This is a genomic window from Sphingopyxis sp. OPL5 (assembly GCF_003797775.2).
Classification (GTDB): Bacteria; Pseudomonadota; Alphaproteobacteria; order Sphingomonadales; family Sphingomonadaceae; genus Sphingopyxis.
Genome location: NZ_CP060725.1, coordinates 1092673 through 1106408, shown reverse-complemented (window position 1 = coordinate 1106408; position 13736 = coordinate 1092673). Strand labels below are relative to the sequence as shown.

Here is a 13736-nt window from a genome sequence, read left to right as displayed (position 1 = left end):
ACCCAGCGATGGAGGTTTATCGGATTTCGCTGCCCGCGAGCAAAGGCTGGACGATGAAACGCCGGATGAAGCGGCGTTTCTCGGCATCGTCGATCTGCGGCGAGGCGACCTGCAGCATCAGCATCGCCTGCGCGCGCGCGAGCCAATAGATGCACTCGTCGATTTTCAGGTCGGTCGCAATCTCGCCGCGCGCCCGCGCCTGTTCGAACATGTTCGCCCACCAGGTGCGCTGCAATTGCTGCATCAGGCTGCTCGGCGAAATCACCGATTCCTGAAATTCGATGCTTTCGACCATGCGGCGAATATAGATGTTCTCGTTCGCCAGCCGGATGACGAGCAGCAGCGTATCGGACAGGAAATCAGCGAAATCGTCCGATCGCACCAGCCGCCGCCGTACCTCGCTGTTGACTCGCCAGGTTTCGCGCACCGAAATCTCGTCGAGGATCGCATCCTTGCTCGGATAATATTTATAGACGGTTGGACGCGACACTTTGGCGCGGCTCGCGATATTCTCGATCGTCGTCTTGCCGATCCCATATTGCTCGAAACAATCATAGGCAGCGCGCAGGATGCGCTCCTGCGTCGAATTATCGTCCGTCCGGGCTGATGCCGGGCCGCTGTCCATGCCTGATCTCCTGCCCCGACCGGGGAATGCTGCATCCGACCGTCGTAGCAAGGCTGGCATCGCGAACAAGTCGCAAATTCGTCATGCCGCTACTGGCAATTTCCGGATCATGACTTCCAGTCCGTCCATGATCGTCGTGCCCGAAATCGCCTCGACCGCTGCCTCGCCTACCGGGAGCAGCCAGTTGATGTTGCTGCCGCCCTGCGCATTGGCGTGCTGCCAGCCGCCATGATGGCCCCATCCATGCGGATAGCTGACGGTGCCGGGGCGCATATCCTCGGTGATCGCGACGGCGACGGCGACGGTGGCGGACCCGGTCGACAGCTCGACTGTCTCGCCATCGGACACGCCGAACCGCTCCGCATCTTCGGGGTGCATCAGCAGGTCGGGATGCTGGCTGCGCACGAGGCGCGGGACATTGTGCAGCCAGCTGTTGAGCGAGCGGATGTCGCGGTGCGTGATCAGGCGCAGCGTGTCGGACGGCGCGGGTGCCAGGCGCGCGAACTCGTCGGCGATCATCTCGTGCCACAGCTTCGCTCGGCCGCCGGGCCAGGCGATGCGCGGCCAGACGTCATAGGGATCGGGCAGGTCGACCATCACGCCGTGCGGAGCCGCGCGCAGCTTGTCGAAACTCCAGCCGTCGCGCGCGCCCATATCGTCGCCCGCGGGGCCGAGACGGAAGGCCTTGTCGAGATCGTCCATCGGTCGGCCATGGGTCGGCTTGCCCATCCGGGCCAGCAGGCCGTTGAAAATTTCCCATTCGGAGCGCGCTTCGCCGACCGGCGGGATCACGGCGTCGGTCACCTGCACGAACGGCCGGATCATCGATCCGAGTCCCGCCATCGGATAATCGTCGCGTTCGAAAAAGGTCGGCACCGGCAGGATATAATCGGCGTAGCGGTTGCTCTCGGTCTGGTAGAGGTCGAGCGCGACGATCAGGTCGAGCTGCTGCAGTGCATCGACCAGCGCCTGCCCGCCGGGCGCCGACATCACCATATTGCCGCCGGTCAGGATCATTGCGCGCACCTGGCCCTCGCCGGGCTCCAATATGTCGGCGGGCAGCATCGCCGAGGCGAGGAATTGCGCGACGCTGGGGAAATCGCCGACGCGGCTGCGCGTGTCGCCATAGCCGCCGGTCAACACCTTTTGCGATCCGCCGAGGATCGTGCGGCTGAAGATCGCGCCGCCCTGTCGCCCCAGCTTGCCGCCGAGCAGGTTGAGCGCGATCAGCAGGAAATTCTCGAGCGTCGCATGCGGCCCGCGGCACACGCCGAGCCGGCCATAAGCGACCGCCCGCGGCGTCGCGGCAAAGCTGCGTGCGAGTTCGGCGATCGTGTCGGCATCGACGCCAGCGCGCTCGGCGCAGTCGGCAAGATCGTGCGCGGCGACCGCGCGGGCAAGGTCGGTGAACCCCTCGGTATGCGCCGCGACATAGTCCGCGTCGTACAGCCCCTCGTCGATCAGGACGCCGAGCAGCCCGAGCAGCAGCCAGATGTCGCCGTTCGCGCGGACCGCGACATGCTGATAGCGGCGCGCGGTTTCGGTGCGGCGCGGATCGACCACGACGACGCGGCCACGCGCGGCGATGGCATCGAGATCGTGGCGCACGCGCGGCGACCAGAGCATCGATCCGTTCGAGACCAGCGGATTGGCGCCGAACATCAGCAGCATGTCGTTATGCGGCAGGTCGGGAATCTCGTAAGTCACCGCCGACCCGAAGGCGAGGTAACAGGCGGTCAGTCGCGCATTGGTGTCCTGCGACCCCGCGCCATAATATTTGGTGATGCCGAGCGCCTTGAGGAAAGCCTTCAGGCTGAACGACACGTCGATGCCGAAGGCGATCGGATTGCCCTTGTACGACGCGACCGCGTCGGGGCCGTGGGTGTCGATCACATGGGTGAGACGTGACGCGATATCGTCCAGCGCCTCGTCCCAGCCGACCGGCGCAAATTCGCCCGGACCGCCGACGCGTTTCATCGGGGTCAGAGTGCGATCGGGGTCATAGGTGACGTTGTGAAAGGTGATGCCTTTCAGGCAGACATGGCCCAAAGAATGCGGATTGTCCTTGTCGGGCTGGACATCGGTGATCCGCCCGGCCTCGACCTTTGCGGCGAGTCCGCAATGCGCCTCGCACAGCCGGCAGAAGGTGAAATGCACCCCATCCTCGCCGGGCGCGAGCCGCCTTGCCTGGCTGTCGATCATCGCCTGCTCCTCATAAATTTCACCCATTATCTATTATCATTTGATTATCGTCAAAATTGGTGCAAACCCGCCCGCAAGAGACAGTTTCTGCATCATTGGGCGAGGGTGAAAATGGACTTTACGAACGACTATACGCTGACCATCGACGGCGCGGCGGTCGATACCGCGGCGCGCGTCGACGTGATCAACCCCGCGACCGGAAAGGTTTTCGCATCGGCGCCCTGCGCGGGGCAGGCCGAGCTCGACCTGGCGGTCGCCGCGGCGACGCGCGCGCTGCCGGCGTGGAAGGCGCTGGGCTGGGAAGGGCGTCGCGACCTGCTGGTCAAGGCGGCGAAGGCGATCGAGCCGAAACTCGACCAGTTCACCGCGCTCTTCGTCGCCGAACAGGGCCGCCCGACCGCACTCGTCAAGGGCGAGGTGCAGATGGGCGCCTGGTGGCTGAAGTCGGTCGCGCGGCAAGACCTGCCCAACGAAATCGTCGAGGACAGCGACACGCGCCAGGTGATCGTCAAGCACGAACCGCTGGGCGTCGTCGCCGCGATCGTGCCGTGGAACTTCCCCTTCCTGCTCGCGATGTGGAAGATCGCCCCTGCGTTGCTGGCGGGCAACACGATGGTCCTGAAGCCGTCGCCCTACACCCCGCTCTGTTCGCTGAAGCTCGCCGAACTGTGGCGCGATATCCTGCCGGCCGGGGTCTATAACGTCATTTCGGGCGACGATGCGCTCGGTCCGTTGATGACCGCGCATCCGGGCTTTGCGAAGATCAGCTTCACTGGCTCGACCGCGACGGGCAAGCGCGTGATGGAGGCGGCGTCGCGCGACCTCAAGCGCATCACGCTCGAACTCGGCGGCAATGACGCGGCGATCGTCCTGCCCGACGTCGATGTGGCGGAGGTCGCGCCGAAGCTGTTCTTCGGCTCCTTCTACAACAGCGCGCAAGTCTGCATCGCGACCAAGCGCCTGTATATTCACGACGATATCTATGACGAGATGCTGGGTGCCTTTCATCGTCTCGCGAAAGAGGCCGTTGTCGGCGACGGGGCGCAGCAGGGAGTGCAGTACGGCCCGGTCCAGAACCGCGCGCAATATGACCGCGTCCGCGGCCTGATTGACGATGCGCGCGCCGAGGGGCTGACCTTGCTCCAGGGGGCCGATGTGCCCGAGAGCGACGGCTATTTCATCCCGATCACCCTCGTCGACAACCCGCCCGAAAATGCGGCGGTGGTGACCGAGGAGGCTTTCGGCCCGATCCTGCCGCTGCTGCGCTTCTCCGACATCGACGATGTCGTCGCACGGGCGAATAATTGCGACTATGGGCTGGCGGGGGCGGTGTGGTCGAAGGACATCGATGCGGCGGTCGCGGTCGCCGACCGGATGGAGACGGGGACCGTCTGGATCAACGACAATTTCCAGAACGGACCGCATATTCCTTTCGCTGGCGCGAAGCAGTCGGGCTTCGGGGTCGAGAACGGCGCCGAGGGCCTGCGCGAATTCACCTTTCCCAAGGTGATCTTCGTGCCGAAGAAACCGGCCTGACGGCGATCGGCGGGCCCGCTGCTCGATCAAGCGCCCGCCGACCCTAAAGCCCGACGATCCGGGCGAGATGCCAGTCGGCGTCTGCCCATAGGACTTCGATCGCCATCGCGCGCTTCACATAATGGCCGATCGCCAGCTCGTCGGTCATGCCCATGCCGCCGTGCAGTTGGATCGCCTGTTGCCCGACAGAGCGGCAGGCGCGCGCGACATTGACCATCGCACACGAAACAGCGCGGGCGCGGTCGGCGGGGGATTCGCCCAGCGCCTCTACCGCGAGCCACGCCGACGAGCGCGCGAGTTCGCATTCGAGATACATGTCGACCATGCGGTGCTGGAGCGCCTGAAAGCCCGCGATCGGCTGGCCGAACTGGCGCCGCTGGCCGGTGTAGGCGATCGTCTGTTCGAGCAGGCTGTCGAGCAGTCCGACCGCCTCGGCCGCGAGCAGCGCGAGCGCGCGGTCGCGGGCCTCTTCGAGCAGGTCGATGGCGGTGCCTTCGGGGCCGATCAGCGCGTCAGCCGCAAGGCTGTGGTTCTCGAAGATCAGGTCGGCGGCGGGGTGGCCGTCGATCGTCCGATAGGGCGACGGCCGGAGGCCTTCGGTCCTGGCGGAATCGACTTGAAACAGCGACACTCCCTCGTCGCCGGTGCGCGCGGCGACAAGGATGATATCGGCCTTAGGGGCCCAGCCGACCACCGCCTTGGTTCCGTCGAGACGCCAGCCGTCGCCGTCGCGCCGCGCGCGCGTTTCGATGCCTGCGAAATCATAACGGAGGCCCGGCTCGGCCCAAGCGAGTGTAGCCACCTTGTCGGCGGGCAGGGCAGTGGCGCCGCAATGATCCAGCAGCCACGCCGCCGTCGCCACCTCGGCGAAGGGCAAATGCGCCCGCGCACGTCCGATTTCCTCGGCGATGATGGAGCCTTGCTGCGCATCGACCAGCGCCGCACCTATGCGGAGGCGGTCGGCGAAATCGGGCCATCGCGGCGCGCCCTCCTTCACCAGAAAGGCGCGCACGGCGTCGTGAAGCATCGCCTGTTCGGCTTCGGACAGAGCGGCGCTCATCGCGCCATTCCCGCCAGCGAACGCCAGATGATATTCTTCTGCACCTCGGTCGATCCACCATAGATCGTCTGCGCGCGTTCGAAGAGATAGGATTGCACCGCAGCCGGGCCGAAGGGGCCAACTGCGGGTGTTGCCGCCGCCCAGTCGGCGCTATCGCGCTCGAGCATCGGCAGCCGGTGCCGCCCAGCGAGATCGATTCCGAGTTCGGTGATCGTCTGCGCGCATTCGGTACAGGCGATCTTGAGCGCCGCGGCGGTCGCCATCGATACCTCGCCGCGGAGCGCCCGCAGGATCGACGCCTCGATCGCTGCGAGCCGCGCCTCGACGCGGGCATGGGCCAGGCGGAAGGCCGGGTCGCGGTCCATCGTGCCGCCGCTGCGCGCGGGCAGCTTCGCGGCTTCCTCCAGCAGCTTCGCGAGGTCGCGTTTCTTCGACCCGATATGCGCGTAGGACAGGCGCTCGGTCTTGAGCAGGACATTGGCATAATGCCAGGCCTGCCCCTCGTCGCCGATACGGTTGGTGACGGGCACGCGGACATTGTCGAATTCGATACGGGCGAGTTCGTCCGACCCGTCGATCAGGCGGATCGGGTGGACCCGGATGCCCGGCAGGTCGAGCGGGGCGCAGATCAGCGAAATGCCCTGCTGCTTGCGCTCCTCGCGGCTGGTGCGCGCGAGGCAGAAGATCCAGTCGGCCCATAGCGCGCCTGAGGTCCAGATCTTCGTCCCGTTCAATATATAATCGTCGCCGTCGCGCACCGCCGAGAAGCGAAGCGAGGCGAGGTCCGACCCGGCCTCGGGTTCCGAATAGCCCTGCGCCCAGAAGCTGCGCGATTCGAGGATCGCGGGCAGCCATTCGGCCTTCTGCCGCTCAGATCCGAAGGCGGCAATGATCGGGCCGATATAGATGACCGCCATCGGGATGATGCCTGCGGCATGAGCGAATTCGAGTTCTTGGTCGAAAATGTAGCGCTCGATCGGCGTCCAACCGGTGCCGCCGACCGCACGCGGCCAGCCGACGCCGAGCCAGCCGCGTGCGTTGAGCGCGTGCTGCGCATCGACATGGTCTTCTTTCGTCAGCCGCTGCCCCGCCTTGTTCTTCGCGATGACGTGTGCGGGATAGTCGTGCGCGAAAAACGCGCGCACTTCGTTCTGAAAGGCCGTTTCTTCAGGGGCGAGCTTCAGCACATGATGATCCTGTCGACAGGGTGGGAGCGCGGGTCGCGGACCCACCCTAGAACATGGTCAGGATGCGCGGAAGGTGACCGGCAACGTCTTGAGCACCCGCGATTCCCCGACCGCGAAGTCGGGCTGGAAATCGGATCGGATCTGGAGGTCGGGCAGGCGATCGAAGATCGAGCGGATCATCATTTCGAGCAGCACCTTGGCGAAATGCTGGCCGATGCAGATATGCGCGCCGCCGCCAAAGCCGAGATGGTCGTGCTCGGTGCGCACTTCGCGGTCGAAACGGACCTCATTGGGGTCGGCGAAATGCTCCGGATCATGGTTCGCCGCTCCGTTCATCGCCATCACATAGTCGCCGGCCTTGAGCGGGCACCCCTCGAGCTCGGTGTCGCGCGTGACGGTGCGCCGCAGGCCCTGGATCGGCGAGGCATAGCGCACGAATTCCTGCAGCGCGGTCGGGAAGTCGATCTCGTTGTTCAGTAGGCGCGCGCGCTCTTCGGGATGTTCGATCAGATACCAGAGCGACATGCCCGCGACCGCGCTGGTCGTGTCGAGCCCGCCGAACAGCACCAAAGTCGCGATACCGACGATCTCGTCGTCGGTCAGCGCTTCGTCGCCGATCCGGGCGTCGATCAGCGTTTGCATCAGATCGTCCTCGGGCGGCGACTGGCGCCGCCGTGCGGCGAATTCGTAGAGATACTGGCTGAGTTCGAGACCATATTGGCCACAGGTTTCGGGATCCTCGACGCGCATCCGGGTCAGGAAATCGATTTTGAACGACAGCGTGTCCCAATCATCGCGCGGTACGCCGAGGAAGGGCATGATTACCGTCGCGAGCGTCGGGCGGACGAGCTGTTCCTGCAATTCGGCCTCGCCGGTCGGCGCGATCGCGTCGAGCAACTCGGTGATGATCGCCTCGAAACGCGGACGATATTTCTGGATGGCATCGGGCAGGAAGATCGGGTTGAGCAGCTTGCGCATCCGGGTTTGCTGCGGCGGATCGAGGTCGATCGGGTAGAGCGCCAGCGGCTGCTTAGGCAGCGCGGTGCCGTCGGCCGAGCTGAAGGTCCGGAAATCGTCGTAGACGCGGCGCGTCGCGGCATAGTTGGTCGTATACCAGAAACCGCCGAGCTGCTCCGACCGTGCGACCGGGCATCCCGTCTCGCGCACCTTGTCATAGAAATCATAGGGGCGCTGCATCAACGTGCGATCGTGCTGGCTGAACTCTTCTACCGCATAGTCTTTGACGTCCGCCATCGATCGATCCTCTCGCTGTGCCGCTTTGGGCCTTGTGCGAGGCAATTTCGATCAAATGGCAAGCCGTGTCAACCAATCGATTAATTGTTTTGCGCATCGATTGCACAGGAAATGGCGATTTATGGCGATTCTGGCGCATATCGGTCGACTTTACATTTTGAAGAATCTGGACAGTCGGCAAAAAGAGTGAAAGGTTCTAACCGATCAACTAACCGGAGCGAATCATGCGACCAGCGACGGGCGAGGACGGCGACCATGTGACCTTCTGCCGCATCTGCACGGCAGTGTGCGGGCTGGTGGCGACGGTCGAGGATGGCAAAGTCGTGCGCGCGCGGCCCGACCCCGACAATCCGTCGTCGCAGGGGCAAGCCTGCGTCAAGGGCATCGCCTATCATGGCGTGACGCACGACCCCGACCGGGTGACGCGGCCGATGAAGCGCGTCGCGCCGGGGCGGTTCGAGCCGGTAAGCTGGGACGAAGCGCTGGGCGATATCGCGGCGCGGCTGTCGGCGATCGTCGCCGAACATGGGCCCGACGCGGTCGCAAGCTACCAGGGCAATCCGCCGGCCTATGCGACCGATGGCATGACGGGTTTTCGCATGTTCCTGAAAGCGCTGGGCACCACCAAAATCTATGGCGCCGGGTCGCAGGACACCAATGCCCGCTTCACCGCCAACTGGATCCTCTATGGCAGCCCGCTGACGATCGACGTGCCCGACGTCAACAATGCCGATTTCATGCTCATCTTCGGCGCCAACCCGCTGATCTCGCACGGCTCGCTGATCTTCACCCCGCGCGTCCGGCAGCAGTTCGACGCGGTCGCGGCGCGCGGGGGCGTGGTGGTCGTCGATCCGCGGCGCAGCGAAACCGCGGCGCGCTACGAACATGTCGCGATCGAGCCCAATTCGGATTGCTGGCTGATGCTGGCGATGCTCAAGACGCTCGCCGACGAAGGGCTGGCCGACGAGGCGTTTCTGGCGGAGCGCTGCGCTGGGTGGCCCGAATTGCGGGTGGCGCTCGCGGGCATCGATTATGACGATGTCGCCCGGCGCACGGGGATCGCGGTCGAGGCGATCAAGGGTCTCGCGCGCCGCCTCACCGCCAGCCCGAAATCGGTCTGCTACGGCCGCGTCGGCATCTGCCGCGGGCCACATGCGACGCTCGCGAACTTCCTGCTCTCGGCGCTCAACATGGTCGGCGGAACATTTGGGCACGAGGGCGGCAGCACCTTCGCGACCCCGGTGCTGGCGGGCAGCGACCGCGCGACGACGGGCGGTTATGACGAGGTGCGCAGCCGCGTCGGAAATTTCCCCAGCGTGACGCAGTTCCTGCCCTCGGCGGTGATGCCCGACGATATTCTTGAGCCCGGGCCGGGCAGGGTCCGCGCCTTGCTCTCGCTCGGCGGCAATGTGCTGCTCGCGGCGCCGGGGGGCGAGCGGCTGCGGCGCGGGCTCGAACAGCTCGAGCTGTCGGTGTCGTTCGATCTTTATATCAACGAGGCCGGCTCCTACGCCGATTATGTGCTGCCGGGCCTGACCTTCTACGAGCGCGCCGACCTGCCGATGGTGCCGTTCATGAGCATGGTGCAGCCGTTCCTGCAATATGCCGAACCGGTGATCGCTCCGGTCGGCGAAGCGCGGAGCGAGTTCGATACCTTCTGCGAGATATTGGCGCGGATGGGGCTGCGGATGCCTGCCGCCTCGCCCGGTGAGGTCGCGGCGCAGGCAGCGGGCGGGCAGCTCCGCCCGCTCGAAGTGCTCGACGGTGCTATCCGGCAGGGGCCGGCGGGCCTGCATGGCGACTGGTCGATCGACAAGCTGCGCGACCATCCGCACGGGGTGATGCTCGACATTCCGATCCCCTGGGGCAATCAGGACAAGATCGCGCACGCCGACGGGAAAATTCATCTGTGGGACGATATGGTTGCCGCCGAGCTCGATCGGCTGTTCGCGACGGCACCGATCGAGGGGCTGAAACTGCTTTCGCGGCGCGACATGCGTTCGCACAATGGCTGGCTGCACAATGTCGACCGGCTGATCCGCTCGCAAAAGCCCACGCTGCATATTCACCCCGCCGATGCCGCCGAGCGTGGGTTGGTGGATGGCGATCGCGCGACCTTGTCGAACCGCTTCGGTGCGATCGAGGTCGAGGTAGAGGTCAGCGCCGACCATTTGCGCGGCACGGTATCTTATCCGCATTGCTTCGGGCATGGCACCGGCGGCTGGCAGCGCGCGAACCGGGCCGGGGGCGCGAACGTCAATATCCTGCTCGGGCACGGCCCCGATGTGGTCGAGGCGGTGTCGGGGACGACGCTGATGGACGGGATCGCGGTCGAGCTGACCGCGCTACAGCCGGCGTGAGCGCGGCACGCTCAGGGCGCGAGACCGCGCAGATAGATGTCGCAGACCATCTCAGCATATTTCTGCTTGATGCTGTCGTCGAGCCGCGCGACGCCGAGCGTCGAAGGGACCGAATAGCCCGCGTGGAAAATATGGTCGGCGGCGCCGACGAGGCAATAATAGAGCAGGCCGGGATCGACGTCCCTGAGAGCGCCTTCGCGCACCCCCTGCGCGACGATGTCGCGATAGACCTCGATCATCGGTTCGATGAAGATCTGCGCGACGCGCTTGCTCGCTCCGGGACTGCCGGACTCGACCATGTAATGGATCAGGCGGTTGATATAGGGCGAGCGAAAATAAGCGTTGATGATGCCGTTGATATGGATCTTCAGCTTCTTCTGGGCCGGGATATCCATCTCGCTCAGCGCCTTGAGCGCGGTCATCGCGGTTTCGGCATCGCGTTCAAGCACCGCGAGCAACAGTCCTTCCTTGTTGCCGAAATAATATTTGATCATCGCGCTGTTCACCGATGCGCGCTGCGAAATCTCGTTGAGCGAGACGTCGATGTTGCTCGCCTCGGACAGCAGTTGCGCGGTCGCGTTCAAAAGCGCTTCGGCCGATGCCGACCGTTCCTCGCGCCGCGCTGCCTTGATCGTCAAGCCGCTCTCTTTGTCCATGCCCATGTCCGCTATGTTCGCCCCGCCTATCGTTGGGACTCGGGAAGGAAGACTGTCAAGCCCTCCAGGTCGTCGGTCATCGCGATTTGGCAGGACAGGCGGCTGTTCGGTCGCGGGTCGTTGACGCAATCGAGCATCTCGCTTTCGTCGGCGCCGGCGGCTCCGACGCGCTCCAGCCATTCGGGGGCGACGTAGATGTGGCAGGTCGCACAGGCGCAGACGCCGCCGCAATCGGCCTCGATCCCCTCGACCATATTGTCGCGTGCGCCGCGCATGACCGAGTCCCCGACTTCGATCTCGACCGTCTCGACGGTGCCGTCGGCATTCTGGAAATTCACGCTTGGCATATGGTTTTCCCTGTCCCGGCCACCGTGGTTCAACCCACTTTCAATTGATCAATTAATATTACATGGTGACGGTGTCAACGAAGGCGCATATGAAGTACAAAATTAATTAGTCGATTGATGGAGAGTGCATGTCGGGCGAGGAAGCGGACTATATCGTCGTGGGCGGGGGCAGCGCGGGCTGCGTGCTGGCGGCGCGGCTGAGCGAGAATCCGGGCGTCCGCGTCGCGCTGGTCGAGGCTGGCGGCGAATCGACCGGACTGATGGTCCAGATGCCGGTCGGTTTCGCCAAGATGCTCGTCGACGACCGCTACGACTGGAAATATTGGCAGCTGCCCGACCCGTCGATCAACGGGCGGCGCTTCATCTGGTCGGGCGGGCGGATGCTCGGCGGCGGCAGTTCGATCAACGGGCAGGTCTATATCCGGGGCACCCGCGCCGATTTTGACGCATGGGAACGGCTCGGCGCGACCGGCTGGAATTTCGACGGCGTCTTTCCCTATTTCCTGCGCAGTGAGAGTTGGAGCGGTGCGCCGAACCAGAGTCATGGGTCGCAGGGGCCGCTGTCGGTGTCGCCGATGCGCGACCCGCATCCCTTGTGCGACCTGTTCCTGCGCGCGTGCGAGCAATATGGGCTGGCGCGGCTCGACGATTATAACGGCGGGCAGATGGAGGGCGCGTACCTCACGCAGGCGACGCAGCGCGACGGCTGGCGGTGCAGTACCGAGAAAGCCTATCTGCGTGACGCGCGCAAACGTCCCAATCTGATGACGGTCACCAACGCGCATGTCGAAACGATCCTGATCGAGAATGGCGAGGCGGTCGGTATCCGCTACCGCCAGGGCGGCGATGCCAAGATCCTCCGCGCGCGGCGCGAGGTGATCGTGTCGTCGGGTGCGATGGGGTCGCCTGCGCTGCTGCTCCGGTCGGGGATCGGTGCGGGCGATTATCTGCAATCGCGCGGCATCGCGGTGCACGCCGACCGGCCCGAGGTCGGCCATAACCTCCAGGAACATCCCGGCATCACGCAGAACAAGTTCGTCAGCGTGCCGACGCTCAACAGTCAGGTCGGGCCGCTCGACATGATCCGGCACCTGACCAAATTTTTCTGGAACAAGACCGGCCCGATGGGCGCGCCCGCGGTGCAGGCTATGGGCCTCGCGCGCACCCGCGACGGGCTCGACGAACCCGACGTCCAACTCCACTTCATGCCGCTCGCCTATAATGTCGAGCCCGAGACGGTGTCGTCCGCCGAGGCGGTGATGCCGAAGGAGCCGTGCATCAGCATCAACGTGTCGCTGACGCGGCCCAAGTCGCGCGGGCGCGTCGAACTGGGCGATGCGCTCGAGCCCGTGATCAATCATCAATTGCTCGGCGACCGCGCCGACGTCGATACGCTGATCGGCGCGATGAAGCTGGTCGACCGGTTGTTCGCGATGCCCGCGTTGAGCGCGATCACGCTGGGCGACCGTTCGCCCGACCCGGTGCCCACCGACGATGCGGGGTGGGAGGCCTATGTTCGCGCCAAGACGATGATCACCTATCACCCCGTCGGCAGCTGCCGCATGGGGTCGGACGCCGGCTCGGTGGTCGACCCCGAATGCCGCGTGCGCGGGGTCGGGCGGCTGCGCGTCGTCGATGCCTCGATCATGCCGCAGATCACCAGCGGCAACACCAATGCCGCGACGATCATGATCGGCGAGAAAGCCGCCGAACTGATCCGCACCACCGCATGAGCGCAGCCGCCGCCTATGATTTTCAGCATATTGCGGTCGAGCGCCCAGCGCCGGGCGTCGTGCTGCTCACATTGAACCGTCCCGAGCGGATGAATGCGACCAACGATGTGCTGCATAGCGAGTTGGTGCGGCTGCCCGCCGCCATCGATGCCGATCCCGGCGCGCGCGCGGCGGTGGTGACCGGGGCGGGGCGCGCCTTTTGCGTCGGCGGCGACTGGGCCGACATCGCGGGCCAAGGCAATGACTACGCCAACAAGATCCGGATGATGCGCGAAACGTCGCAGATCCTGACCGGACTGATCGAGATGCGCAAACCGCTCGTCTCCGCGATCAACGGTCCCGCAGCGGGGATCGGCCTCGCACTCGGGCTGCTCGCCGATATCTCGGTGGTCAATGAAGAGGCGAACCTGTCCGACGGGCATCTGCGCATCGGCCTCGCCGCGGGCGATCATGCCGCGATGGTCTGGCCGCTGCTCTGTTCGATGGCAAAGGCCAAGCGCTACCTGCTCACCGGCGACAAGCTGAACGGCCGCGAGGCCGAGCGGATCGGGCTCGTCTCCGACGCGGTGGCGCCCGCCGAGGTGTTGCCGCTCGCGCTGCGCTACGCCGCGACGCTGGCCGAGCGGTCGCCGCTTGCGGTCGAGCTCAGCAAGCGGGCGCTCAACCATTGGCTGCGCGGCGCGATGCCGATCTTCGAGGCATCGCTGGGCTATGAAATGGTGACCGCTTTCGACCCCGACCAGGCGGCGCATATGCCGCAAACGAGCTGAGGACCC

Annotated in this window: 11 protein-coding genes; 4 read left to right on the top strand and 7 right to left on the bottom strand. The window is 65.1% G+C overall.

The genetic code is table 11. The features are described from left to right. Positions 1-16: 16 nt before the first annotated feature. Positions 17-625 carry a TetR/AcrR family transcriptional regulator gene (locus EEB18_RS05405; protein ID WP_056348668.1) on the bottom strand — a complete coding sequence of 203 codons (609 nt, stop codon included), beginning with the start codon at positions 623-625 and terminating at the stop codon, positions 17-19. Positions 626-706: 81 nt separating this feature from the next. Next, positions 707-2854 (bottom strand): molybdopterin-dependent oxidoreductase, encoded by a 2148-nt coding sequence (locus tag EEB18_RS05400; protein ID WP_187141329.1) that lies wholly within the window; start codon positions 2852-2854, stop codon positions 707-709. A gap of 84 nt (positions 2855-2938) precedes the next feature. On the opposite strand from EEB18_RS05400, the gene EEB18_RS05395 reads away from it, so the two are divergent. Continuing rightward, complete coding sequence (locus EEB18_RS05395; RefSeq protein WP_187141330.1) at positions 2939-4363, top strand: aldehyde dehydrogenase family protein; 1425 nt, start codon at positions 2939-2941, stop codon at positions 4361-4363. A gap of 43 nt (positions 4364-4406) precedes the next feature. Here the strand turns inward: EEB18_RS05395 and EEB18_RS05390 are convergent, their stop codons facing one another. Genes EEB18_RS05390 through EEB18_RS05380 form a run of 3 tightly spaced genes read right to left on the bottom strand, consistent with a single transcriptional unit; the run spans position 4407 to position 7864 of the window. Then, positions 4407-5423, bottom strand: a complete 1017-nt coding sequence (locus EEB18_RS05390) for an acyl-CoA dehydrogenase family protein (protein ID WP_187141331.1) — start codon at positions 5421-5423, stop codon at positions 4407-4409. Next, positions 5420-6610, bottom strand: coding sequence for an acyl-CoA dehydrogenase family protein (locus tag EEB18_RS05385; RefSeq protein ID WP_187141332.1), 1191 nt, complete (start codon positions 6608-6610; stop codon positions 5420-5422). The genes EEB18_RS05390 and EEB18_RS05385 overlap by 4 nt, the downstream gene beginning before the upstream one ends. Positions 6611-6667: 57 nt before the next feature. Next, the gene (locus EEB18_RS05380) at positions 6668-7864 is read right to left on the bottom strand and encodes a cytochrome P450 (RefSeq protein ID WP_187141333.1); all 1197 of its coding nucleotides are present in this window, start codon (positions 7862-7864) and stop codon (positions 6668-6670) included. Between the two features lie 224 nt (positions 7865-8088). Here EEB18_RS05380 and EEB18_RS05375 point away from each other — a divergent pair, with 224 nt between their 5' ends. Next, positions 8089-10224 carry a molybdopterin-dependent oxidoreductase gene (locus EEB18_RS05375; RefSeq protein ID WP_187141334.1) on the top strand — a complete coding sequence of 712 codons (2136 nt, stop codon included), beginning with the start codon at positions 8089-8091 and terminating at the stop codon, positions 10222-10224. Positions 10225-10235: 11 nt separating this feature from the next. On the opposite strand, the gene EEB18_RS05370 is transcribed toward EEB18_RS05375, so the two are convergent. Next, complete coding sequence (locus EEB18_RS05370; RefSeq protein WP_187141335.1) at positions 10236-10862, bottom strand: TetR family transcriptional regulator; 627 nt, start codon at positions 10860-10862, stop codon at positions 10236-10238. A gap of 44 nt (positions 10863-10906) precedes the next feature. After that, positions 10907-11227, bottom strand: a complete 321-nt coding sequence (locus tag EEB18_RS05365) for a 2Fe-2S iron-sulfur cluster-binding protein (RefSeq protein ID WP_056348690.1) — start codon at positions 11225-11227, stop codon at positions 10907-10909. 128 nt (positions 11228-11355) lie between these two features. On the opposite strand from EEB18_RS05365, the gene EEB18_RS05360 reads away from it, so the two are divergent. Beyond that, on the top strand, positions 11356-12960 hold the full coding sequence (locus EEB18_RS05360; RefSeq protein WP_187141336.1) for a GMC family oxidoreductase: 1605 nt from the start codon (positions 11356-11358) through the stop codon (positions 12958-12960). After that, positions 12957-13730 carry an enoyl-CoA hydratase-related protein gene (locus tag EEB18_RS05355; protein WP_187141337.1) on the top strand — a complete coding sequence of 258 codons (774 nt, stop codon included), beginning with the start codon at positions 12957-12959 and terminating at the stop codon, positions 13728-13730. The genes EEB18_RS05360 and EEB18_RS05355 overlap by 4 nt, the downstream gene beginning before the upstream one ends. Positions 13731-13736 lie beyond the last annotated feature (6 nt).

What these genes read in the sequence shown, in the direction of transcription:
- EEB18_RS05405 (WP_056348668.1), bottom strand. Translation starts at nt 625, where the DNA reads ATGGACAGCGGCCCGGCATCAGCCCGGACGGACGATAATTCGACGCAG.
- EEB18_RS05400 (WP_187141329.1), bottom strand. Translation starts at nt 2,854, where the DNA reads ATGGGTGAAATTTATGAGGAGCAGGCGATGATCGACAGCCAGGCAAGG.
- EEB18_RS05380 (WP_187141333.1), bottom strand. Translation starts at nt 7,864, where the DNA reads ATGGCGGACGTCAAAGACTATGCGGTAGAAGAGTTCAGCCAGCACGAT.
- EEB18_RS05390 (WP_187141331.1), bottom strand. Translation starts at nt 5,423, where the DNA reads ATGAGCGCCGCTCTGTCCGAAGCCGAACAGGCGATGCTTCACGACGCC.
- EEB18_RS05375 (WP_187141334.1), top strand. Translation starts at nt 8,089, where the DNA reads ATGCGACCAGCGACGGGCGAGGACGGCGACCATGTGACCTTCTGCCGC.
- EEB18_RS05365 (WP_056348690.1), bottom strand. Translation starts at nt 11,227, where the DNA reads ATGCCAAGCGTGAATTTCCAGAATGCCGACGGCACCGTCGAGACGGTC.
- EEB18_RS05355 (WP_187141337.1), top strand. Translation starts at nt 12,957, where the DNA reads ATGAGCGCAGCCGCCGCCTATGATTTTCAGCATATTGCGGTCGAGCGC.
- EEB18_RS05360 (WP_187141336.1), top strand. Translation starts at nt 11,356, where the DNA reads ATGTCGGGCGAGGAAGCGGACTATATCGTCGTGGGCGGGGGCAGCGCG.
- EEB18_RS05395 (WP_187141330.1), top strand. Translation starts at nt 2,939, where the DNA reads ATGGACTTTACGAACGACTATACGCTGACCATCGACGGCGCGGCGGTC.